The organism is Methanoculleus sp. SDB, assembly GCA_001412355.1.
Taxonomy (GTDB): domain Archaea; phylum Halobacteriota; class Methanomicrobia; order Methanomicrobiales; family Methanomicrobiaceae; genus LKUD01.
Map to the genome: position 1 here is coordinate 30,437 of LKUD01000023.1, position 23,169 is coordinate 53,605.

Below are 23,169 nucleotides of genomic sequence, written 5' to 3' on the forward strand. Positions count from 1 at the left end.
ACCCGCCGGAGCGCCGTCGTGCGGGCGGGGGAGAGCCGGGCACGCTTTCACCGCCGGCAGCCGCGAATCGCCCGTGCGGTACGATTCCCGTCACCGGGGATCAGCCAACGAATATAAACAGGGGGTGCTTATTATGGGCATATGGTGGATAAGGAGATGCAGATCGCCCTGATGGAACAGGTGGAAGACCTCTTCGATCTCATCGAGGCGGGCGATGTGAACGAAATCGAGCGGAATCTCGCCGATCTGGGATTCGTGCAGAAGGGAGCCGATCCGGCGGTGATTGCCATGGAGCACCCCGAATGCGAGCTCTTCATCGAGATCGGGATTGACGAGGACGGAAGGGTGCACGGCTACGAGCTGCTCCCGTTCGCTGAACTTGTCAAGAAGCAGGAAAAATTCCGCTGGTGAGGAACCGGCTCCGGCACGGAGCATGCCCGGTGCGGCGGCTGAAAGGCCCGCGGCATCGTTCCTGACCGGTTACTGCTTTTTGGGAGTTCTCACCCGGAAAGCCCTTTTCGGCACGGTAATCCCGAACCGTGCCCCGGCGCCGGGAGTGCCGGTCTCACGGATCGTGATGCCGGTGATGGCGAGGATCTCACGTGAAAGAAACAACCCGAATCCCGTGTGTTTACCAAATCCGCGTGAGAAAATCCGCTCCTTATTATCACTCTCAATTCCGGCGCCATTATCTTCGTAGCACAGAAGAAGGTCTCCGGCATCGGTGAGCCGGTAGGAAAGCCGGATTTCGCTCGCCCCCTCTCCGTGCCGGAGGGTATTGTCAATCAGCGCATACATGACTTTTTCAAACAGAGGGTCCGCATTGATCTCGATCCCGTCGAGATCCATCGTGCAGCGTACCGTGTCGGGCAGGAGCACCTGTAGCTGCTTCTCTACGAGATCCCGCACGTTCTGCCAGATCGGGGCCTGCATGCCGATATCCTGGTAGAGTTTCGTAAACGATATGTCGCGTTCGATGGCGGAAGCGGCGCGGAGCGCTTTTGCGATATACCCCTTCACCGGTTCGTCATCCACCTCCATCCCCGATAGTTCGAGAAATCCCCTCAGAACCATGAGCTGGTTGAGAATGTCATGCCGGGTGATGCCGGAGAGAAGGCGCAGTTGTTCATTGCTCCTGCGAAGAGCTGTTTCGGAACGGCTGCGCCGGATATCGGCACGAAGCCATGCGCCGAAAAGGATCACGGCGGCGAGTAATCCCATGAAAAAGACGAGCCACGATGTCATGATAGTCGTGCCGGCGCCGGTTGCATCGAGGATCTCCGGAAGAGGCGTGGAAAGGCCGACCGTCCATGTATACTCTCCCACCGTGACCGGTGTCCATGCCGCGATCTCCTCCCCCTTCTCCGGAAGCCAGATATAATAGCCGACGCCTTCGCGGGCATTGGTGACGTCGGCGGTCATCTCCTCGTAATGGCTTGCGCCGAAAGCCTTCTGGATTGCGAAGATCTGGGCCATACTTTTCCCGCGATACTCGTCGGGGAAATCAGAACTCAGATCAAACACCACGTGATCGGGGGCGTAGATCCAGGCGTCACCGTTCTCCAGCAGGTGGATGGGCTCGATGAATTTTTTAAAAATCTCCTGTTCGATAGTCCGGATATCGGTCCTTCCCAGAACAACAGTATGAACATAGACGTATTCCTGGATGCTGCGGGCAGCTTCCCGGACAATTTCGAGTTCTGTCTGCTGGTAGGAAGCAATTGCGGTGTGCGTGACCGCATGGGTCTGGCTGATGATGATAAAGATGCCAAGCCCGGCCAGGATGAGAAATACACATAAAAGGAGAATGTGGTGAACCCTGATTCCCCGGTAGATATCCCGGTGAAGCAGATCATTTTTTCCCGGCCGGGGAGAATCCTGGGATGAAGATAGTCCGGTCATGCGTTTCCCGTGGATAGAAGGATATGAATTTTTCCGGATAAAGTATTATGCAATGGCGCGGAACCGGTTTTCCCGCCGTCAAACCGCGATTCGCCTGCGTCGCCGCAACCTTTATCGGCACGTACCCGAGAGAGAGCAGCATGGACGAACCCGGAAAGGCACCCCCGCACGGCCCCCAAAGGGTCGCCATGGCGGTCCGGCACGTCATCCTGATCCTCTCCGGCAAGGGGGGCGTCGGCAAGAGCACGGTTGCCGCGAATCTGGCGATTGCCCTCGCAAACCGCGGGCATCCGACGGGCCTTCTCGATCTCGATATCCACGGCCCCGACATCCCCAAGCTTCTGGGTGTCGAGGAGAAGCACCTTCTCTCCTACCGGAAGAACACGATCGAGCCGGTGAAGGTGACCGATACCCTCTCGGTCGTCTCGATGGCGTTTCTGCTTCCCGAGAAGACCAGCCCGGTTATCTGGCGCGGGCCGATGAAAATGGGTGTCATCCGCCAGTTCCTCGAAGAAGTGCACTGGGGGAGCCTCGATTATCTCGTCGTCGACCTCCCGCCGGGGACGGGTGACGAGGCGCTCACCATCGCACAGATCGCCCCGAACATCGCCGGCGCCGTAGTGGTGACGACCCCGCAGGCCGTCGCGATCCTCGATATCAGCAAGGCGGTGCGGTTCGCACAGGAGATCGGCCTTCGGGTGATGGGGATTATCGAGAACATGAGCGGCTTGGTCTGCCCCCACTGCGGGAAGGAGATCGAGGTCTTCGGCAGCGGCGGGGGAGAACAGGCCGCCCGGGATCTCGGCGTGCCGTTTCTCGGCTCCATCCCCCTCGATCCGATGATGCGCAAAGCGGGGGACGTTGGAAGGCCGTTCATCCTCCGGGGCCCGGGTACCGGCCCGGAGAATCCGACGTGGCGGCAGGTCGACCGTGTCATGGAGAATTTAATCGCGGCGATTGAAAAAGCGGCGTGACCGGGGAGGCCGGCGACACGGGGAATGTCCGGCCAGACCGGATCCGGGAGACAAACCATGACGGTTCGTGCCGTCGGCACGTTCTTTTCCTTTTTGCGGCGGCAGGCGCCCGGATTGAGCACATCCCTCTACCGGGGGAGGGAATTATATAGATGGCGGGAGATGAAACCCAGTACATGGTTCAGGAGATGCACCCTCCCGCCGGCACTGCACCCCCGAAGAAAAAACCCCGGAAATCCAGAAGAAGACTGAAAGTAGCTGTATTCTGCTGGGAGTCGCTCTATGCCGAGCGGGTCGGCGGGCTCGCTCCGGTCGCCACCGCTCTTGCCGAAAAGATCGCCGGGGATCACGAGGTGCATTTCTTTACCCGCGGACCGTCCGGTGACCAGGATATCCACGGCGTCCATTACCACTACTGTGTTCCGTCGGGGCCGAATATCGTCGCGTACTGCCGTGACATGAGCGCGAAGCTTTTCGAGCGGTTCCGCGACTATGATTCGCCTCCCTTCGATCTCATCCACTTTCACGACTGGCACTTCGTGGACACCCTCCGGGAGCTGAAGAATCGAAACACGGTAATATCGTTCCATTCCACTGAATACGGCAGGAACGGTGGAAATTTCGGCGACTGGTGGGAGTTCGGCGAGATCTCGGGAATGGAGTGGTTCGCAGCCCACATTGCACACCAGATCATCACCGTCTCGCGGACAACACGGGACGAAATCGTCAAACTCTACCACGTACCCGAAACCAGGATCCGTGTCATCCCGAACGGCATCGATCCCGACCGGTACCGGCTGCCGGTCGACGCCGGCACCGTCAAGCGGGAGTACGGCATCGACCCTGCCGCCCCCCTCATCCTCTTCGTCGGACGGCTCGTCTACCAGAAGGGTCCCGACCTCCTTCTCGACGCCGTCCCGCTCATCCTCCGAAACCATCCCGATGCGCAGTTCATCATCGCAGGCGACGGCTCCATGCGGGTGCACTGCGAGGAGAAAGCGCGTGGCCTGCCGGTCCGGTTCACGGGCTACATCTCAGACGGCGAACACCTGAAACTTCTCAACAGCGCAGACATCGTCATTATTCCAAGCCGGAACGAGCCCTTCGGCCTGGTGCTCACCGAGGCGTGGAGCGCAAACCGCTGCGTGGTTGCCTCCGATGTCGGCGGACTCGCCGAGAACATCGAGAACTTCGTCGATGGGATCAGAGTGTCGGTGACGCCGGAGTCCTTTGCCTGGGCAGTTAACTATCTCCTCGACGATCCCACTTCCATCAAGGCGTTCGGCGCCGCCGGACGCAGGAAAGTGGAAAAGAATTTTACATGGGATAAGGTCATTACGATGATGCTTGAGGTATATGCCGCGGTTGCGGCCGTGGAGACGACCTGAACCGATACGGTTTGGCGGTGATACCCTGCACGAACGGCACACGATCATGGCAACGGAATCAGGGGGCTCCGTCCCCGATATCATCACCGATTATGATATTTACCTGTTTAAACGGGGCGAGCATACCGGACTCCATAAGAAGTTCGGCTCCCGCCCGATGCGGCACGGCGGGGAGGACGGCTCTTTCTTCGCCGTCTGGGCCCCGAACGCCGCCTCGGTCTCGGTGATCGGGGATTGGAACGGATGGGACCCGCAGGCGGACCCCCTCTCCTCCCGGCCCGACAGCTCGGGAGTCTGGGAGGGATTCGTCCCGGGCGCCGGGCAGGGGATGCGGTACAAGTACCATATCGTCTCGCGGCATCACGGTCTTACCGCCGACAAGGGCGATCCGTTTGCACGCTTCTGGGAGACCCCTCCCCCCACGGCGTCGGTCATCTGGGAGTCCGCGTTTCAGTGGAGCGACGGCGCCTGGATGGAAACCCGCCACGAGCACAACGGGCACGAAAGCCCGATCGCCATCTACGAGGTGCATGCCGGCTCCTGGCGGCGGGTGCCGGGGGACGGGGACCGGCCGCTCACGTACCGGGAGATGGCCGAAGCGCTCGCCGATTATGTGAGCGACATGGCGTTTACGCACGTCGAGTTTCTCCCCCTTATGGAGCATCCCTTCGAGGGGTCATGGGGCTACCAGACGGAAGGCTACTTCGCCCCCACCTCCCGGTTCGGCACCCCTGACGACTTCATGCACCTCATCGACCGGCTCCACCGGCACGGGATCGGGGTGATCCTCGACTGGGTGCCCTCCCATTTCCCGGCCGACGACTACGGCCTTGCCCGGTTTGACGGAACCCACCTCTTCGAGCACGCCCATCCCGCACGGGGATTGCATCCCGAATGGACGAGCTGCATCTTCAACCACGGCCGCTACGAGGTGCAGGCGTTTCTGCTTTCGAGCGCCATGTTCTGGCTCGGCCAATGCCACGCCGACGGGCTTCGCGTCGACGCCGTCTCCTCGATGCTCTACCTCGACTATGCCCGCGCCTCGGGCGAATGGGTTCCCAACCGCTACGGGGGGCGCGAGGACCTCGAAGCGATCGCCTTCCTGCGGCGGCTCAACGAAGTCGCCTACAAAAAGCACCCCGACGTTCAGATCATCGCGGAGGAGTCGACGGCATGGCCCATGGTGACCCGTCCTACTTATACGGGCGGGCTCGGCTTCGGGATGAAATGGAACATGGGCTGGATGCACGACACCCTCCGCTACGTTTCAAAGGACCCGGTCTACCGCAAGTACCACCATGACGAGCTGCTCTTCAGCATCCTCTACGCCTTCTCGGAGAACTTCATCCTGCCCCTCTCCCACGACGAAGTGGTCCACGGGAAGGGCTCCCTCATCGGACGGATGCCCGGCGACGACTGGCAGAAGTTCGCCGGACTCCGCCTTCTCTTCGGGTACATGTACACCCACCCCGGCAAGAAACTCCTCTTCATGGGCGGGGAGTTCGGGCAGCGGGCCGAGTGGGACCATACCCGGAGCCTCGAGTGGCACGTCCTCGACTATGCCCCCCACGAAGGCGTGCGGCGCTGGGTGCGCGACCTCAACCGCCTCTGCCGCTCCGAGCCCGCCCTGCACAAGCGGGACTTCTCGCCGGAAGGGTTCGCGTGGGTCGACCACCTCGACTGGGAGCAGAGCGTCATCAGCTATTTGAGGAAAAGCGACGACAGCACCATCCTCGCGGCCTGCAATTTCACGCCGGTGCCCCGGCACGGCTACCGGATCGGCGTCCCGGCGGGCGGCTCCTGGCGGGAACTCCTCTGCAGCGACGCTTCGTGCTACGGCGGGAGCGGGTGCGGGAACTTCGGGGGGTGCGGAGCGGAGCCGGTCCCGTTCCACGGGCATTCCTGTTCGCTCTCCCTCACCCTTCCGCCGCTCGGGGTGGTGGTGCTTCGCCCGGAGGGCAGGTGGCAATGAACCGCCATATCTGCATCCACGGCCATTTCTACCAGCCCTCGCGGGAAAATCCCTGGCTCTCGGCGGTGCTCCGGGAAGAGTCGGCCGCTCCGTACCACGACTGGAACGATCGGATCACGGCCGAGTGCTACGCTCCCAACAGTGCGGCCCGCATCCTCTCCGACACGGGCATGATCGCCGACATCGTCAGCACCTATGCCTCCGTCAGCTTCGATGCCGGCCCCACGCTCCTCGGCTGGCTCGAGACGCAGCGGCCCGCGGTCTATGCCGCGTTCCTCGACGCCGACCGGGAGAGCCGCGAGCGGTTCGCCGGCCACGGGAGCGCGATTGCCCAGGCCTATCATCACACCATCCTTCCCCTCGCAACGGCGCGGGACCGGGAGGCCGAAGTGCGCTGGGGGATCGAGGACTTCGTATCCCGGTTCAACCGGCGGCCCGAGGGCATGTGGCTGCCCGAGTGCGCCGTCGATTATCCGACACTCGAAACCCTCGCGGCGGCGGGGATTGCCTTCACCATCCTCTCGCCCGCGCAGGCGAGCCGGGTGCGCCTTCCGGGCGGTGACTGGATGCCTGTTGCCGGCGGCGCCCTCGACACCACCCGCCCCTACCGCTGCCCGCTCCCCTCGGAAAAGACGATCGACATCTTCTTCTACGACGCCGGCATCTCGTCGGCCGTCGCATTCGGCGACCTCCTTGCCGACGGGGGGCGGTTCGCATCCTGCCTCCTCGCGGCACCCGCACCCCATGCGCCGTCCCTCGTCTCCGTCGCCACCGACGGCGAGACCTACGGCCACCACCACCGCTTCGGGGAGATGGCGCTCGCGTACTGCCTCAGGGAGATCGAACGCCATTCCGGGGCCCGGCTGACCGTCTACGGCGAGTTCCTGGAGAAGCATCCCCCGGAGGCGGAGGTCGGGATCAGCGAACATACCTCCTGGAGCTGCGCCCACGGCCTCGAGCGCTGGCGGAGCGGCTGCTCCTGCACCACCGGCGCATATCCCGGGTGGTCGCACGGCTGGCGCCGGCAGCTCCGCGATGCCGTGGATTATCTCCGGGGAACACTCGACCCCTTCTTCGAGTCAGCGCTCCGTCCCCTCTGCCCGGATCCGTGGAAAGCGCGGGAGGAGTACATCCGGGTGCTCCGCGATCCCTCGATTGCGGACCGGTTCCTTGCCGGGCAGGCGGGCCGGAGCCTTTCCCCCGGCGAACGGATTCGGGCGTGCATGCTTCTCGAAATGGCGCGGCACGCCATGATGATGTACACCTCCTGCGGGTGGTACTTCGACGATATCGCCGGGATCGAAGCCGTCCAGCTGATGGCGGACGCCTGCCGGGCGATGGACCTTGCGAAGGCGCTCGGAGGGCCGGACGCCGAGCCGGAGTTCACCGCCATCCTCGCAGGGGCGCGGAGCAACATCCACGCCGAAGGCGACGGAGCCCGGATCTATGCAACGCGGGCCGCATCCTCACGCATCGATCGTGCCGGCATCGGCGCGCATTTCGCCCTCTGCGCTGCGTTCGGTGCCGTCGCATGCACCGGGGCCCACGAGGTGACGACGGAGGCCGACGTCCGGTCCGGTGACGATGCGGCGTCGACGATCCGCATCCGCTCGCACCGTACGGGGGAGGAGACCTGCATCGCCGCCGCGGTGGTGCGAACGGCCGCGGGGGAGCCGTTGGCCGGCGTCCGGGTCGCCCCGGCCGTCAGTCCGGATGCGCTCCTCGGGCTCCTCCGGACCCGGGGCGACACGGATGCGCACACGTTTCTTGCGCGGCATTTCGACCGTGTCTTCACCGTCGGCGACCTCTTTCCCGCCGAACGCGAGCAGGTCCTCCGGGAGAGGATCGCCGGGCGGGGGGCTCCCCTCGACGCTGCCCTTCGCGCCTTTTCCCGCGAGTTTCCGCCGGTTTCGGAGGCGCTGACAGGCGCTCCCGATCCCCTGACGGTGCGGGCTGCCGCCTTTTATCGCCTCAATGCGGACCTGTACGCCCTCCTGTCGGCCGGCACGCCGGATACCGCCGCAATCAGCACTGCCGCACGAACACTCGTACGGCACGCGATCCCGCCCTACCCCGCACTGCTCGCACCCGCGGCCCGGACGCAGGTGAATGCCCTCCTCCGGAACGCCGCCCAACGGACGGGGGATCCCGGCCCCCTCGAGGATGCGCTCGGGCTGCTGTCGGCCCTCCGCCGGATCCCGCTCACGCCCGATACGTGGGAGAGCCAGAACCTCCTCTTTTCCCTGATGCATGGGCAGCTCGCGGAGCAGGCCGAACGGGAAGGGCGCGGCGATCCTGACGCGGTGCGGTGGCTCAGGGCCTGCCGGGCGCTTGCGGCGCTGCTCGGGATGGAGGTGGCAGGGTGAATCCGCTTTCACGGCGGAGCTCCGGGGTGCTCCTCCCCATCTCCTCCCTCCCCGGCCCCTACGGCATCGGCGATTTCGGCCCCGGCGCTTCCCGGTTCGCAGACTTCCTTGCCGGCGCACGGCAGCACTGCTGGCAGATCCTCCCCCTCACCCCCACCTGCGGCGCCACCCGGCATTCGCCCTACCACAGCTCCTCCGCATTCGCCATCAGCCCCCTCTTCGTGAGCCCCGACCTGCTGGTCGCGGACGGGTTTCTGGACGAGGGCGATCTCGACCCGGCTCCCGATCTTCCGCCGGATACGACAGACTACGCCGTGGCGGAGCGGGTGCGGCACCGGGCCTTCGATACGGCCTTCTCCCGGTTCGAAGAGGCGGGAAAAAGCGACGACTACCGCCGGTTCTGCGCCGAACAGGCCGGCTGGCTCGAAGACTATGCGCTCTTCGCCTGCCTCAAACGCCGCTGCGGCGGGACGGCCTGGCCGGAGTGGCCGCCCGAACTCCGGGATCGCGTGCCGGAGGCCCTCGGACGGGCACGGGAGCAGTACGCCGGCTGCCTCGAGCGGGAGCGTTTCGTCCAGTACCTGGCCGACCGCCAGTGGCGGCGGCTTCACGCCGTATGCCGGGAGAAAGACATCAGGATCATCGGCGACATGCCTATCTACGTCACCCACGACAGCGCGGATGTCTGGGCCCGCCCGCGCCTCTTCAGGCTGGACGACCGGGGAATGCCCGCGGCCGTCGCCGGGGTTCCGCCCGACTACTTCAGCAGAAACGGCCAGCGCTGGGGGAATCCGGTCTACGACTGGGACCGGCACCGGGAGGAGGGCTATTCCTGGTGGACCGATAGGATCCGGCGGAACCTCACCCTCTTCGACCTCGTGAGAATCGACCACTTCCGCGGGTTCGTCGCCTACTGGGAGATCCCCGCCCGCGAGAAGACCGCCCGGACGGGGAGGTGGATTGCCGCCCCGGCCGCCGATTTTTTCGACCGGATGCGGACCGTGTTCGGGGATCTGCCCTTCATCGCGGAGGATCTCGGGACAATCACCGACGATGTGCGGGCGGCGATCCGGCGGCTCGGGTTTCCGGGGATGGCGGTCCTCCAGTTTGCCTTCGGCGAGGATATCGCGACGAATCCCTATATCCCCCACAACATCGGACGGCACGCCGTCTGCTACACCGGCACCCACGACAACAACACGGTCGCGGGATGGTTTGCGCAGGAACTGGCGGCCGGTGACAGAAAGCGCCTCTTCCGCTACCTCGGCCGGGAGATCACCTGCGGGGAGGCGCCCGGGGAGCTGATCCGGCTTGCGATGATGTCGGTCGCCCGGCTCGCGATCATCCCGGTGCAGGATCTCCTCGGCCTCGGCAGCCGGGCGCGGCTGAACATCCCGGGGTCGGAGGGGGGAAACTGGGAGTGGCGCTGCGATCCGGACCTCCTGACGGCCGATCTCGCCGCACGCCTCCGGCGGATGACGGAGATCTACGGCAGGGCGTGATTGCCGGGTCGCAATCGGATACAATAAATGGTGCCGCCTCCATAATTCCTGTATACGGAGCCTGACCATGGATCAGATCCACGCTCTCAATTTTTCGCACGTTCCGGATCGCATCTCCGGCCTCGTCGATATGGCGTACAATCTCTGGTGGAGCTGGCACCCGGAAGCCCGCATCCTCTTCAAGGAGCTCAACCGGCAGGCCTGGAGGGAGTGCCTTCACAATCCGGTGAAAATGCTCCGCGTCATTCCCCATGAATATCTTGAACGGGCGGCGACAAACGAGGAGTACCTCCATCGCTACGATATCATCATGTATCTCTTCCGGCGCTACATGGGGTCCATGAACGGCTGGTTCCACGAGCAGTATCCCGCAAGAGAGCACCTCACCGTCGCCTACTTTTCAGCCGAATACGGCCTGCACCACTCCCTTCCCTTCTATGCCGGCGGCCTCGGCTTCCTCGCGGGCGACCACCTCAAAGAGTGCAGCGATCTCCATGTGCCGATGGTGGCCGTGGGATTCATGTACTCGGAAGGGTATCTCCACCAGGACATCCGGAACGACGGCTGGCAGGACGCCATCCGGGTCACGCTCGACCGGGACGCATCGCCGGTGACGCGGGTGAAGAGCGCCGGGGGCGAGCAGATGGTTGTCCGCGTCCCGTTTTTCGACCCCCCGATCTCCGCGGCGGTCTGGAAGGTGCAGGTCGGCAGGATCCCGCTCTACCTGCTCGATACCGATATCGAGGAGAACAGCCCGCAGAACCGCACGATCAGCTCGCACCTCTACTCAAGCGACCGGGAGGAGCGGCTCAGGCAGGAGATCGTGCTCGGGATCGGAGGGCGGAAGGTGCTGCAGGAGCTCGGCGTCGAATACTCGGCGATCCACTTAAACGAAGGGCACCCGGCATTCGCTCTTCTCGAGCGGATCCGGGAGCGGGTGGAGAAGGGCATGTCGTTTGCGGAGGCGCGGGAGCAGGTGCGGGGCACTTCGGTCTTTACGACCCATACGTCCGTCCCGGCCGGCCATGACGTCTTCCCCGCGGAGCTGATGGATAAGTACTTCGGCCAGTACTACCCCCGGCTGGGCCTCGACCGCGAGGCGTTCCTCGCCCTCGGCGCCACGCAGGAAAATGCGGACTTCAACATGACGGCGCTTGCGCTGCGAATGTCGGGCTTTCATAACGCCGTCAGCCGCCGCCACGCCGAGGTGACCCGCGGGATGCTCCGCAGGCTCTGGCCGGAGCAGGGCGACCGCGGGATTCGCCTCGACTCGATCACGAACGGCGTCCACCTCTGCACCTGGCTCAACCCCCGGATGCGGCTGCTCTTCAACACCACCATGAACCCGGCCTGCCCCCACTGGGAGCAGGAGCACGACAACCCCGAGCTCTGGGAGCTGGTGAACGAAATCCCGGACCGGGAGCTCTGGGAGACGCACTTCTGGCTCAAGGCGAAGCTCATCAACCGGATCCGGGAGATGAAGCGGCGCAAGTGGGCGGCGTGGCTGGACACCTCCGAGAACCTCGTCGCGGAGGGGCTCATGCTCAATCCGGCCGTGCTCACCATTGGCTTCGCCCGCCGGTTCTCCACCTATAAGCGGGCGGATCTCATATTCCATGATCTCGAGCGGATAGAGCGGATTCTCACCAACCGCTGGCGGCCCGTCCAGATCATCTTCGCGGGCAAGGCGCATCCGGCCGACGAGGAGGGGAAGCAAATCCTCCAGAAGATCTACCGCTTCGCCCAGCAGCCGGATTTTGGGGGAAGAATCGCTTTCGTGGAAGATTACGGGGAGCAGACGGCTCAGTACCTCGTCCACGGGGTCGATGTCTGGCTGAACAATCCCCTCCCCCCGATGGAGGCATGCGGGACGAGCGGCATGAAGGCGGCGATGAACGGCGTCCTTAACCTCTCCATCGCGGACGGCTGGTGGCCCGAGGCGTACAACGGGAAAAACGGCTGGATCTTCGGGGAGGAGACTCCTGACGGGGACCGTGACGCGGCCGATGCCCGGGCGATCTACGACCTCCTCGAGAAGGAGATCATCCCGCTCTACTACGCGACCGGCATGGACGGCATCCCCTACGGCTGGGTCAGGATGATGAAGGAGTCGATCAAAAGCATCGCCCCGCGGTTTTCGGCCCGGCGGATGGTCGGCGAGTACGTGCACAACTACTATCCCGTGATGCTGCGGAACGCCGGATACCCCGTTCCCCCGCCGTAGGCGAGAAAATTTTCGATTGCCTTCGGCCGGAGCATCGCACACTGACGTGCTATTCTTTCATCGGACTTCCTCGCCTCTCCCGGCAGCGCCAGACTTTCCGGCGGCCGCAATCCTCACGGAAACGTTAATGCGAGGGAGATGCCACTATCAAACGAGGGGCTTTCGGAATGAGAACAACGGAGCAGTTCATCCAGGATGCACTTGATCGGCTCAAAACCGTCGAAGGTTTCGATAAGGTCCGTTTCATCATCCTCTACGGTTCCGTGGCCGAAGGGCGGGAGAGAAAAAAATCCGATATCGATATCTGCATTTATTATGATGGCGACCCGGAGGAGGCTTCCCGGTTCCGGTTCGGGGTGCTCTCCGAACTCTTCGAAGACCGGTACGACGTGCAGATTTTCGGGAACCTTCCGCTCTACATCCGGACGGAGGTCCTGTCCGGACGGGTCCTCTACTGTCAGGATGAACGGTTTCTCTACGATGTTGCTCTTCGGACAATCCGGGAGTTCGAGGCGTTCAAACACCGGCTGTACGACTACATCGGCAAGCAGGCGATTGTATGACGGAGCCCATCCGGAGCACGGCCATCCGCATCAAACTTCAGGAGATGACGGAGAGCGTTGATCTGGTCGAAACGCACCTTCCCGGTTCAGCTGACTCTTTCAGCCGGCTGGGCCTGATTAAAGACGGCATCTACAAGCGTATCGAGTACGCCATCGAGAACGTCTTTGATGTATGCGCCATCTTAAACTCGGATCTCCGTCTCGGCGTCCCCGGCACCGATGAGGATATCCTTGAGAATCTCGTACGGAACGAAGTACTCGGGCCCGGGATGCGGCAGAAACTGAAGGCGATGAAGGGATTTCGAAACATCGTCGTCCACCGCTACGGGGCAATCGACGACGCACTTGCATTCTCTCTCCTGAAGGAGCATATCGGGGATTTCGCTCTCTTCCGGCAGGAGGTCGAGCTTTTCCTGCAATCAGCGGAGGGGCGCCAGGCTCCGTGAGCCGGCGACGGCCCGATGCACGGGTGCGGCAGACAGGCAGGCATTCGCCCCTGAGCACGGAAGGGCCGGAGCGGTCCGGGAATTTTTGAGCCATTTCCACCCGCGGGATGCTGTGACGCTCTTTGACAGGAAGGGGAGAAAGTATCCTACAGCCACCTGCGATATGAAGAATATCGCGATGGATGCCGTCCGTAATGCACGGGACCGGGTGAATAACGTTCGGGCTATGATTCAAAAAGTTGGATTCTCTCTCTGATTTTTTATGTGGCGGTATGCCCGCCACAGCACGTAGAGGGCCGGCACGGTAAAGAGCAGAATCACGAACTCCGCCGCCCAGATCCCTCCCGTCTGCGCGATTACGACGACCGCGGCGTCGACGCCCGCGTGCCAGAGCACCGCGAGCAGAAGCAGTGACCGCTGCTCCCTGACGACGGCGGCGAGCAAGAGTACCGACCAGGCGATATGGAGCGTGATGGTCATCATCCGCTCGAGGAGCCCCGGCAGGATGTCGAGCGGGGTGAGGGCGAGGAGGGCTGCGACCTGCGCCCGGACGGCCGGGTCGTCGGGGAGGCCGAGATAGGGATCAGGGCTTTGGGAGAGGACGAGGTAGCTTGCCATGCTCGACAGCACGAGCAGGGCGACGAGGATGCTCTCGATCCCGCCCCATCCGGCCCCGAACATGAGGCCGTTTTCACAGGAGAGGGCGTAGTCCTTCCGGGGGAAAAAGCGGGTGAAGATGAGATAGCGCCCTACTTCCTCGAAAAGGCCCGCAAGCAGGCCGAGATAGAGCGCTAAAGCGGCGAGAACGAGGTTTTTGTCTGTAAGGACACCGTTCAGGAACGCGTACAGCGGCCCCTGCGTCAGCAGCACCAGCGGGGTATGGAGGATCTGCACGGCCACGAAGAAGGCCGCACCGAGGATGAAGATATTCCACGAAACCCCGAAACGGCGCACAAACCAGAGGCCGAGGCCGAGGGGGATGGCAATCTCGAGCAGCACCACGGCGGCAAATGAGGCAGTGACCAGCATGTCCATGACAGATACTTCCTGAACGTTCGGGGATATATGTGCATGCATGCAGTGTGCCGGCATGTGCACGGGGCTTTTTTGGTCCACTCCGGTCCCGGGGCATCAGGGTGATTCCCGGGACAAATAATTTCGGGCAGGTGAACGAATACCTCCCGTACCGGAGAGGACGACATGGATCGGCACGCACAATGGATCGGGATCGTGGTATTCTGTCTCATACTCGCTGCCGGCTGCCTGGATGAATCCCGTGAAGACCGTACGATGAACGAGACCGAACAAGCGATTGCCATCGCGCTTGCCGACCCGGGCGTCCGGGAGAACCTCCCCGTACACAGCGACGACTACGAGATCGTGGATGTCGCGCCGGCAACATGGCAGTCGACGGGCCCCGAAGGGACCGTCTCCGGGACGTACCCCGTCGTGACATTCAGGCTGTGCAACCGGAGTTCGCTCTACCGGGTGTTTGTCGATGTGGGGAATAATTCGGTTGTCGTGGCACACTGGCAGTGGGTCAAGGAACCGTTTCCCTGCATGGCAACGGGCGCACCGGAGGAATATGCCACGCTCGAAGATGCCGCGGAAGATCCCGGATTTGACTGCCCGCTGGCCGTCCCGTCATATCTTCCCGCGGGCTACGGGTTTTCTGTGGTGCGGATCTACGCCGATCCCTGCCCCCGGCGGGAGGTCGTCTATACCAACCGGAGCGCGAGAATGCTGCTCGTCCAGACGTGTGCGGGGGACCCTCCCTATGCCTTCGCAATCTCGATGCCCGAGCCCCGGGCCGTCACCGCGAACGGCGTCCCGGCCACGCTCGTGAAGGGAATCGGCGAGAACCAGGTCTCCTGGACCAGCGGGAACGCAACCTGCTGGCTTCGCGGGAGTATTGACGAGGAGGAGCTTCTCGCCGTCGCATCCTCGGTCGGGCCCTTTGCGCCGCCGTCACCGCCAGCCTCCCTCTCCGAACCGGGGGAGGCGGTAACACCCGGCGTCTCCCACTTCGGGACGCCCCGCATCTTCTGGCCCGACGAGATCCGCGTGAAAGCGGGAACGTCCGGCACTGGCGAAATCGTGACGGAATCGCGCGAGAAGGGCTATGGCCGGGTGCATCTCCGCGTCCTCTCCCGCGTGACCGGGCGGGCGAGCGCGGCTGCGGCCCTGCCCATGCCGGAGGAGATGGAGATTTCGATTGCTCCGCCGGATTTCATGGCATACCCGCACGAGACGTACTATGCGGAGATCACGGTGAACACGACACCCGCCACCCCTCCGGGAGACTACGTGTTCCGGTTTCACCAGATATTCGAGGGGTCGTTCTACGGCGGCGGGTGGTTTGTCGTGAACGTGACGGAAGAGGAGAGCGGCCCGTCTCCCGGCGTTTCTCAATGAGTCTCCGGTCGCCGGACCGTCCGCATGCGAACGCGACGGATGGCTGGACCGGAACCGGGGTAGAGGACCGCCTGCATACCATCCCCTGCGAACGGGGCACGACGATACGGGAAACAGACGAATCTCACTGGAGCGCCGCCCCCTCACCCTTCGTAAGGAGCATCTGTGCCCGCGGGATGGCTCGCTTCCCCGGGCACCCGCCGCAGGTCACAAACCCGACGATCTCAACAGGGCCGGTCTCTGCGAATGCGCCTTTTCCCTCTTTTGTGACAATAAATCCATTGTTCCCGGGCAGATGTCCTCGGTCATGAGGCAGCGGATGATGCCGACTTTCATAGGGCATCATTCTTCGTTCGGTATCTGTCGTGATATCGGGGGAAAACGGATAATTCATCGCCGGAAGGGTGGAATTGAAGTTTTATGCCCATTTTATGACGCCCGGTGCCCTGGTTACAACGGCAGCCCGAGCAGGGAAAAGACCCCCATCATCTTCAGGCCCATGTAGACCATGACGGCAATAAAGACCAGCTTCAGCTGTCGTGCCGGGAGCCGGTGGGCCGCCCGCACCCCGGCCTGCGCCATGATGATGCTGGTGCCGGCAAGAAGCGCCCACTGGAGGAGGTTGACGTACCCCAGCGAGTAGGCGGGCAGCCCGACCGCTCTCCATCCGTTGATGATATAGGCGATGGTCCCCCCGAGAGCGGTGAAGATCATGAGGGCGGTCGATGTTCCGACGGCAGCATGCATCCGGAAGTGCATAACAAGCACGAGTATCGGGATGAGAATGACACCGCCTCCGATGCCGATGATCCCGGAGAGGATCCCGAGCGGGATCCCCCAGAGGAGGAAGATTGCTACGTCGTCGACCGGTTCCTTCTCGATCACCGGGGGTTTTGCTGTGAACATCCTTACCGCGCCGAGAAGAATGACGAAGCCGAAGAGGGCCGTGAGGTAGGTGCCCGGAATGAGGGTCGCGATATAGCCGCCGAGGAGTGCGCCGAAAAATCCGGCGATTCCCATGGTGACTGCTGCATTCCAGACGACGGCACCCTTTGTATGATGGCCGTACGCACCGGAGATAGCCGTGGGCAATACCACGGCAAGGTTTGTCCCGAATGCGACGAGAATGGCGGTGCCGGCATCAAGCCCCATCGAGGTCAGGACCCAGAACTGGACCGGGACCATGATGAAACAGCCCCCGACACCAAGCAGTCCGGAGGCAAACCCGACGACAGTCCCGGTTATGAGCAGCGCGAGGATATACAGAAATTCAATGGCCATAACGAGGAGCACCAGCATTTCAATTTATTTTGAATAATTTTCGGTGCGGCTGCTGATAATACTCCCGTTCGTTACACGTCACCGCCAATACCCGAGCCGCTGCACGATTACCCCTAAATTCGAGGTGTTTCCTGAGAACACTCATACTACTCGAAGAGGAAGTCACGGGGTTTCGACGTCAGTTCCCGGATTACCCTGCCGAACAGCTCCTCGTGCTCTTTCTGCGCAATAAAAATGTAGTCCCGCACCGAGAACCGTTTGAACCGCAGGACAAAGACTTTCGCGGACGGATCGATCGCCTGATGCAGCTTCCGGATATCTTCGTCGTACCGCTCCTGCGGTTTCCGGTTCCGGTGCTGGTAGAGGATCAGCGATGTGCCACGCGCAAAATACTCCCTGCATTCGTCCCGGAAGAAGTATTTTCCTGCCCGCTTGTGTGACTTTTTGAGGGAATCGGGCTGGATGCCGTTATCGGGATCGAGGAAGATGATGTCCGCATCCGAAAGGTCCGCGAGCGAACCGGCGAACCATTCGTTCCGTGCGTTTTCCCTCAGGGAGTGATGCAGGCGGGGGGTGTTCACCGGCTTCGAATAGTACGAGACAGGGCCCCTGATAACCTCATTCTTCTCGACTATCGCAAGGGCTCCCTGCTTTGAATCCACAATGTTGTGTAATTCATCGATTTTTTTCAAATCATGATAGACCTCCGGGAAACAGCGCTCGAATTTTTTCCAATTTTTATTCTCAGGATACAGGTATCCCGTGTATCCTCCGTCCCCGTTCTCCGGTGCGGGTATATCGACATAGTACCAGTTTACCCCGAGGCGGATCCTGCCCCCGCCGCACTCCAGCACCGTGTTCAGAAGCCCGTATTTCCCGAAGTCCCCGACATCTCCGACATAATGATCCTGCACGTGGTCCCCCGCTCCTTTATGCTGTGATGAAGAACCGATCCGTCGGAATCGGTAAATAATGCACGATAGTGTATTCTCCTTTCGGAACTTGTTTCACTATTTCAGGATAATTCTCCCGGTCACATCGTGTATCATTATGCCCATGTGTCTTTCAATAGGAAGACCCATCGTTTCCCATCTTTAATTTTTCTGAGTTTTCCGAGTCCTTCCAGCGTAAGCAGATCGCTCCTCGCCGTCGGCATTGACACCTTGTATTTGCCCGCTATCTCGCTGATCGCGTACGAACGGTCGGGATGGCTGATAAAATCCTTGAGGATTTCCGCCTGCCGGAACGAGATTCCGGGAATTTTTCCGGCAAGGCTGATTGCTTCCCGCTGTTCGGCCTGAGTCTCCTCGATATACGTTTTAAGCTCATCCATCGCCCGGCTGATAATATTCAGATTGAACTCGACGAAGTAGGTCATGTCGTTCTCGTCTGTCTCGGTATAGAGGTAGGCTCTTGCATATTGTGCCGGTGAATGGACATAGAGCCGCGAAATGGAAAGATACTCGAAGAGGTCGTAGCCGTTTTTCAGCACGTACCAGTAGAATAACGCCCGTGCCGTCCTTCCGTTGCCGTCATTAAACGGATGGATATACCCGATGAGGAAGTGAATGATAATTGCTTTGAGTATCGGGTGGATAAATGTCTCATCGTTATTGGCAAACGTACAGAGATCATCGAGCATCGCCGGGACTGTCGTGAAGTCAGGCGGCTGATGATAGATTTTTGAATAGTCCGTCTTATCCCGGACAACAATATCATCACATTTCCGGAAGAAGATTTCATCGTCCCGGCTCTCCAGGGTTCCGCTGGTAATCTCCAGATGAATATCGATGATCAGCTGCAGGGAGAGCGGGAGGTCCTTTATCTCCTTCAGCTTCTGAATCGTCCGATAGTTGTTCAGGATCATCCGCTCGGATTTATTCCGCGGCGATTTGCCTTCCCGCAGGAACTTTTTTGCAATCGCCCTCGTTGTCGCTGCGCCTTCCAGCTGGCTTGACGCGATCGCCTCCTCCATGATCGAATTGGCCAGGTACTGCCGTTTGCTCGCTTCGCTCGGCTTTTCTCCTGTCAGCGCGTCTATCGGCGCAGGCGACTCTTTGTCAATCTGGTGGAGCTTTCGCTGGAATTTTTCCAGCATGACAAATGTGAAAGTCTCGTCACCGATCCCGATTTTTTTGAGTTTTTCCCTCCGGAGAACCTTCAGAAGCAGCCAGAACAATTCTGTGTCGTAAGGGATTTTTTTCCGTTTGAGATCATCCCAGTGGGTATAATGCAGCTCATTGTACTTCCGTACATACTCCCGGATCGCGGCGGATTTTTCATCTCCGATACTGTATGCCAGAAAAAAACCGGAGAACTTTTCCCCCGCATTTTCAAAAATTATATTCGGATCACGGGGTTTTTCAGGTATTTTCATAGGTGCACATCCACATGTCAACTGTAAATTTTAGTAATATTTTCAGTTTCTTACAGATCATATTATTTGTGAACAGAAAAACGTATCTGTAAATTTTTCAGATAGTTACAGGTGTTGACAGATTGCGCTCGTGCCGAAAATGGCCGGCTCGGCCCGGATAGCATCCGTAATGACGTATGAATTCCGAATGCGGGCGCAATGATACGTCATGACACCGGATACACGGTCGGTCGGTGGCATTTCCCGGCCTCCGGGCCGTCAGGGGGATTGACCCGATTGCATGTGTTCGACGGGGAGATGGCCGGAAGATGGAAGAGCACGGGAAATCGGGTAATCTGATGCGCGATTGCCATGAATCGCCCATTGCTGCAAAGTATCCGGACTTCGACCGGGATGGGGAACGTGACCGCCGCGATCGCTGCGCGAATCGGGGTGGTATCGCGGTAGATTGCGGGAAACTCCGCATACAATCCCTCCGGCCCTGTCGTCCGGCAATAAATTTATCTCCTGAAATGCGCATGGATTTTTGATGTGGGTGACGGTGCGGCGAACGAACGGCGACATCGAAGAGATCGATCTGCCGCCGAACCAGTTTTTGGAGATCGGCGACATCTTGAGCGACGGCTCGGTTGTCCTGGACCTTGAATGGCCCGATGAGCTCGATGATGATATGGAGGCCCTGGAGCTGTATTAATGAGTGCAATTATTCCGGGCTGCCGTCTTTTGTTGTGATTCCGGGTTCATTCGCATCCTCCGGTGTAATCAGGCCCGGTAGGATATCTTGATAGTGGCAGGAGAGAATACAGGAGGTCGATTACGTATGGATATCAGTCAAATCCTTTCCGGTTCTTTTCAAGATCACGAATTCTATCTCCAGAGCATCACACGAAAAGACCGGGTAGTAAAAGACACTCCCGGTTTGAAACACCAGAAAGGGCTTGATATATTGGGAGGTGCCGTCCTTGATTTTTGCATTTTCACCCGTTTTTTCACCCCTGAAAACTCCGAATCCAAATATTATGAGAAAAAACGGATGAAATACGGCAATATCGAGACCCTCCAGAAACTCTCACGGGATTACCTGAGGCTCGATGAAGCCGTGCTCTGGAGCACCAATGAGAAAAATCAAAGGATCTGGGAGAAGAAGGGTTCCGTAACACTTGCGGAATGTTTCAAAGCCATCATCGGCGGCCTCTATCGTGACGGAGGGATTCCGGCCGTAGAACGATTTCTGGGAAAGATCGATTTTTACCGGTCTATCGACACGCTCAAGTCCAGGTAGGCCTGCCTGAATGTCGGTCCATATGCACTACCTTCACCTCCCCATCGCCAGCCCCCGCCGTCAAGCGCACCGATTCTCGGGCTGGACCCGGCCCGAAAGCCACCTCATGTGGCCGGGATACATATCAAGAAACGATCCGAACCATCGGAAGAATAGCTTTGTAGATTTTTCATGATTCAAGAAGTTAACTTTGGTGCAGGTGACTAATCTGGTTCATCTCTAAAAAATATGCAGATTTCATTGAGAGGACATATCTCGCAATGTGGATATTTTCCGGCAATGCATACTAGAGCTGCGAGATCAATCATTGTAAACGAAAATAGCCGTGGATTTTCAAAATTAACCAGATCTCTCATTATATCATGGAATTTTTTACTGCGTCTTGAAGAATCGGTCACAGGTATTCCAAATACACGACCGATCACCCTGACAGTATTTGTATCAACCATAGGTTCAGGTTTATTAAAAGCAAGACACAGGATCGCCGAAGCAATATAATGTCCTATACCCGGTAATTCCGCGATTTTCTCTTTTTTCAGAGGAATTTTTCCTTCATAGTCTCTGACAATGTTCTGGGCAAGTTCATGAAGTAGATCTGCTCTCCAAGTAAGTCCTAAGGATTTCAATTCATTAATCAAATTTTCCCTTTTTTCTGAAGCAATGGACTGAATATCAGGAAATTTGCGTATAAATGAAGTATATAACCTCTCAACCTGATCGGCCTTTGTTCTGTGGAGCATGATTTCTGCAATCAGAATTTCATATAGATCTCGTGTATTTCGCCATGGAAAATCTCTGAGATTCCCAGAACTCCAAATAATCAATTGTTTTCGAATTTTATTGATTTTAATTTGATAATCGCTGTTATGCATGGATATATTGACTCAATGATTGATTTTTTTCAGCATCCCCGATATCTTTCCAGCTATTCGCTCAGCCATAAGTGGTGGAACAGCATTTCCAATCTGCGTGAATTGCGCTGTTCGGGGCCCCTCAAATTTGAAGTCATCAGGAAATGACTGAATTCTCGCTGCCTCTCGCACAGAAATGGAGCGGGCTTGAGCCAAATCGGGATGAATAAAGTAGTGACCATCTTTGGCGATATGAGCGACAATGGAATGAGAAAGGCCTTCCCCATCTACCACTTTGAACCTGTCGAGGAATGACCTCTGATTTTTATGCGTTTTCAGACTATCCGGTAATTCATCGTATTTTAAACGACGTCTCTCGTTATTCCAGAGATTGATTGCAATACGATATATCTCTCTATCCCTATCGATATGAGGCCGTGCAATATGGTGAGTGAGAATATCGTTCTCATTCCGGATGCCCGACTTTTTCAGGTAAGGATTGACAGATTCAAGATAGTCCAAACCCGCCCCTTGCATTCCTTCACCCGGCTTAAGAGGGGGCAGATCGGCTAATAAATCCCAGATTGTGTGTTTGCATTCAATCGATTGAAATTCTGGATAGTCGAGATCGTGTTCTTCTTTCCATCCTATGAAAATGATACGTTTTCTGTTCTGAAGAATTCCGAAATCGGCTGAATTCAATGTTTTTGCCTGGACAGTGTATCCAATCCTTTTAAATTCTTCCTGAATATTAGAGTAAATACTACCGTTTTTTGCTGTTTTTAGACCAGGTACGTTCTCAAAAATAAAAATTTCTGGTTTAAATTCGTTTAAAAAATTAATATAATGGCGATACAGATAATTTCTCGGATCAAATTCCATTCTGTTTTCATCCCTACTTCTCCCGATCACAGAATATGCCTGACATGGTGGGCCACCAACAATTACATCGACATGATCAATGTCCCGCTCTCTCATGATCTGATGTACATCATCTGTGAGTTCCTGCTCGGTTGTATCGCTTAAGGGAGTTTCAAGAATATTGATGTTATCATTGCCAAGCAACTGATATTGGTCAAGGAATTCAAACCTATCAAATGCTTCTTCTAAATATTCCCTATACAGACTCATTTGGTGCTTTTTTTTCAGTTCATGATACATCGATCTGGTTTCAAGTGTCTTGGCTGCATGACCATTCATCTCGATATGCGACACAAATGAATATTGGTGCCGCAGAAAACCTTCTGTAAGGCCTCCTGCACCAGAAAATAGATCGAGAGCGAAATATTGAACTTTCAAGATTATAATAAATTATCGTGAGGAAGAAATAAGATTTGCCTAGAGAATCTGGAGTTGAATAATATTGTGATAATTATTATTGTAGATATTATGTAATATCGATCTGCTCGCATAATAGCTATCCTCATATTTCTCGATAATAATAATGTGTTTGTTTCAATTATCTCTTAATTCATTCAATATATTCCTTATTTAAAACGGAGTTTATTTCACTCAATATTGTCATATGAGCAATTGATGGGTAGTAATAATTTTAAACAGATATTATTTACTATAAGGTAGCGTACACAAAGTGATGTAAAATTGAAGAGTCCCTGTATCCACTCT

Annotated in this window: 20 protein-coding genes; 11 read left to right on the top strand and 9 right to left on the bottom strand. The window is 58.5% G+C overall.

Annotated elements, in window-relative coordinates:
• The first annotated feature begins 141 nt into the window (after nt 1-141).
• Complete coding sequence (locus tag APR53_08045) at nt 142-411, top strand: hypothetical protein (protein KQC05325.1); 270 nt, start codon at nt 142-144, stop codon at nt 409-411.
• A gap of 69 nt (nt 412-480) precedes the next feature.
• On the opposite strand, the gene APR53_08050 is transcribed toward APR53_08045, so the two are convergent.
• On the bottom strand, nt 481-1,902 hold the full coding sequence (locus tag APR53_08050) for a hypothetical protein (GenBank protein KQC05326.1): 1,422 nt from the start codon (nt 1,900-1,902) through the stop codon (nt 481-483).
• Nucleotides 1,903-2,042: 140 nt separating this feature from the next.
• Here APR53_08050 and APR53_08055 point away from each other — a divergent pair, with 140 nt between their 5' ends.
• The 8 genes from APR53_08055 (at nt 2,043) to APR53_08090 (ending at nt 13,337) form a co-directional block, all read left to right on the top strand.
• Entirely contained in the window at nt 2,043-2,876 is an 834-nt protein-coding gene (locus tag APR53_08055) for an ATP-binding protein (protein ID KQC05347.1), read from the top strand.
• Between the two features lie 188 nt (nt 2,877-3,064).
• Nucleotides 3,065-4,264, top strand: coding sequence for a glycosyl transferase family 1 (locus APR53_08060; protein ID KQC05348.1), 1,200 nt, complete (start codon nt 3,065-3,067; stop codon nt 4,262-4,264).
• A 46-nt stretch (nt 4,265-4,310) separates the two neighbouring features.
• Nucleotides 4,311-6,236 (top strand): glycogen branching protein, encoded by a 1,926-nt coding sequence (locus APR53_08065; protein ID KQC05327.1) that lies wholly within the window; start codon nt 4,311-4,313, stop codon nt 6,234-6,236.
• Complete coding sequence (locus tag APR53_08070) at nt 6,233-8,602, top strand: hypothetical protein (GenBank protein ID KQC05328.1); 2,370 nt, start codon at nt 6,233-6,235, stop codon at nt 8,600-8,602. Before APR53_08065 ends, APR53_08070 begins: the two co-directional genes overlap by 4 nt.
• A complete protein-coding gene (locus APR53_08075) occupies nt 8,599-10,104 on the top strand; it encodes a 4-alpha-glucanotransferase (GenBank protein ID KQC05329.1) in 1,506 nt (501 codons plus the stop codon). The genes APR53_08070 and APR53_08075 overlap by 4 nt, the downstream gene beginning before the upstream one ends.
• A 67-nt stretch (nt 10,105-10,171) precedes the next feature.
• A complete protein-coding gene (locus tag APR53_08080; GenBank protein ID KQC05330.1) occupies nt 10,172-12,328 on the top strand; it encodes an alpha-glucan phosphorylase in 2,157 nt (718 codons plus the stop codon).
• Between the two features lie 167 nt (nt 12,329-12,495).
• Nucleotides 12,496-12,891, top strand: coding sequence for a nucleotidyltransferase (locus tag APR53_08085; protein ID KQC05331.1), 396 nt, complete (start codon nt 12,496-12,498; stop codon nt 12,889-12,891).
• Entirely contained in the window at nt 12,888-13,337 is a 450-nt protein-coding gene (locus APR53_08090) for a hypothetical protein (protein KQC05332.1), read from the top strand. Before APR53_08085 ends, APR53_08090 begins: the two co-directional genes overlap by 4 nt.
• A 231-nt stretch (nt 13,338-13,568) precedes the next feature.
• Here the strand turns inward: APR53_08090 and APR53_08095 are convergent, their stop codons facing one another.
• Entirely contained in the window at nt 13,569-14,372 is an 804-nt protein-coding gene (locus APR53_08095) for a hypothetical protein (GenBank protein KQC05349.1), read from the bottom strand.
• A 165-nt stretch (nt 14,373-14,537) separates the two neighbouring features.
• On the opposite strand from APR53_08095, the gene APR53_08100 reads away from it, so the two are divergent.
• Nucleotides 14,538-15,752 carry a hypothetical protein gene (locus APR53_08100; GenBank protein ID KQC05333.1) on the top strand — a complete coding sequence of 405 codons (1,215 nt, stop codon included), beginning with the start codon at nt 14,538-14,540 and terminating at the stop codon, nt 15,750-15,752.
• A 124-nt stretch (nt 15,753-15,876) separates the two neighbouring features.
• Here APR53_08100 and APR53_08105 read toward each other — a convergent pair whose 3' ends face one another.
• The 5 genes from APR53_08105 to APR53_08125 all read right to left on the bottom strand — a co-directional run bounded on the left by APR53_08105 (nt 15,877) and on the right by APR53_08125 (nt 19,880).
• Entirely contained in the window at nt 15,877-16,146 is a 270-nt protein-coding gene (locus APR53_08105; protein KQC05334.1) for a hypothetical protein, read from the bottom strand.
• A gap of 56 nt (nt 16,147-16,202) precedes the next feature.
• A complete protein-coding gene (locus APR53_08110; protein ID KQC05350.1) occupies nt 16,203-17,033 on the bottom strand; it encodes a hypothetical protein in 831 nt (276 codons plus the stop codon).
• A 146-nt stretch (nt 17,034-17,179) separates the two neighbouring features.
• The gene (locus APR53_08115; protein ID KQC05335.1) at nt 17,180-17,947 is read right to left on the bottom strand and encodes a hypothetical protein; all 768 of its coding nucleotides are present in this window, start codon (nt 17,945-17,947) and stop codon (nt 17,180-17,182) included.
• A gap of 134 nt (nt 17,948-18,081) precedes the next feature.
• On the bottom strand, nt 18,082-19,410 hold the full coding sequence (locus tag APR53_08120; protein ID KQC05336.1) for a hypothetical protein: 1,329 nt from the start codon (nt 19,408-19,410) through the stop codon (nt 18,082-18,084).
• A 206-nt stretch (nt 19,411-19,616) separates the two neighbouring features.
• Complete coding sequence (locus APR53_08125; GenBank protein ID KQC05337.1) at nt 19,617-19,880, bottom strand: hypothetical protein; 264 nt, start codon at nt 19,878-19,880, stop codon at nt 19,617-19,619.
• A 350-nt stretch (nt 19,881-20,230) separates the two neighbouring features.
• Between APR53_08125 and APR53_08130 the strand changes: the two genes are divergently transcribed.
• On the top strand, nt 20,231-20,692 hold the full coding sequence (locus APR53_08130; protein ID KQC05338.1) for a hypothetical protein: 462 nt from the start codon (nt 20,231-20,233) through the stop codon (nt 20,690-20,692).
• Nucleotides 20,693-20,895: 203 nt separating this feature from the next.
• Here APR53_08130 and APR53_08135 read toward each other — a convergent pair whose 3' ends face one another.
• Together APR53_08135 and APR53_08140 are read right to left on the bottom strand one after the other, a co-directional pair.
• Nucleotides 20,896-21,564, bottom strand: coding sequence for a DNA glycosylase (locus APR53_08135; protein ID KQC05339.1), 669 nt, complete (start codon nt 21,562-21,564; stop codon nt 20,896-20,898).
• Between the two features lie 12 nt (nt 21,565-21,576).
• Nucleotides 21,577-22,842 (bottom strand): cytosine methyltransferase, encoded by a 1,266-nt coding sequence (locus APR53_08140; protein KQC05340.1) that lies wholly within the window; start codon nt 22,840-22,842, stop codon nt 21,577-21,579.
• Between the last annotated feature and the right edge of the window lie 327 nt (nt 22,843-23,169).

Excerpts from the sequence above, each read along its gene's own strand:
- APR53_08045 (KQC05325.1), top strand. The coding sequence starts at position 142 with ATGGTGGATAAGGAGATGCAGATCGCCCTGATGGAACAGGTGGAAGAC.
- APR53_08050 (KQC05326.1), bottom strand. The coding sequence starts at position 1,902 with ATGACCGGACTATCTTCATCCCAGGATTCTCCCCGGCCGGGAAAAAAT.
- APR53_08055 (KQC05347.1), top strand. The coding sequence starts at position 2,043 with ATGGACGAACCCGGAAAGGCACCCCCGCACGGCCCCCAAAGGGTCGCC.
- APR53_08060 (KQC05348.1), top strand. The coding sequence starts at position 3,065 with ATGCACCCTCCCGCCGGCACTGCACCCCCGAAGAAAAAACCCCGGAAA.
- APR53_08065 (KQC05327.1), top strand. The coding sequence starts at position 4,311 with ATGGCAACGGAATCAGGGGGCTCCGTCCCCGATATCATCACCGATTAT.
- APR53_08070 (KQC05328.1), top strand. The coding sequence starts at position 6,233 with ATGAACCGCCATATCTGCATCCACGGCCATTTCTACCAGCCCTCGCGG.
- APR53_08080 (KQC05330.1), top strand. The coding sequence starts at position 10,172 with ATGGATCAGATCCACGCTCTCAATTTTTCGCACGTTCCGGATCGCATC.
- APR53_08085 (KQC05331.1), top strand. The coding sequence starts at position 12,496 with ATGAGAACAACGGAGCAGTTCATCCAGGATGCACTTGATCGGCTCAAA.
- APR53_08090 (KQC05332.1), top strand. The coding sequence starts at position 12,888 with ATGACGGAGCCCATCCGGAGCACGGCCATCCGCATCAAACTTCAGGAG.
- APR53_08095 (KQC05349.1), bottom strand. The coding sequence starts at position 14,372 with ATGGACATGCTGGTCACTGCCTCATTTGCCGCCGTGGTGCTGCTCGAG.
- APR53_08100 (KQC05333.1), top strand. The coding sequence starts at position 14,538 with ATGGATCGGCACGCACAATGGATCGGGATCGTGGTATTCTGTCTCATA.
- APR53_08105 (KQC05334.1), bottom strand. The coding sequence starts at position 16,146 with ATGAATTATCCGTTTTCCCCCGATATCACGACAGATACCGAACGAAGA.
- APR53_08110 (KQC05350.1), bottom strand. The coding sequence starts at position 17,033 with ATGGCCATTGAATTTCTGTATATCCTCGCGCTGCTCATAACCGGGACT.
- APR53_08120 (KQC05336.1), bottom strand. The coding sequence starts at position 19,410 with ATGAAAATACCTGAAAAACCCCGTGATCCGAATATAATTTTTGAAAAT.
- APR53_08130 (KQC05338.1), top strand. The coding sequence starts at position 20,231 with ATGGATATCAGTCAAATCCTTTCCGGTTCTTTTCAAGATCACGAATTC.
- APR53_08135 (KQC05339.1), bottom strand. The coding sequence starts at position 21,564 with ATGCATAACAGCGATTATCAAATTAAAATCAATAAAATTCGAAAACAA.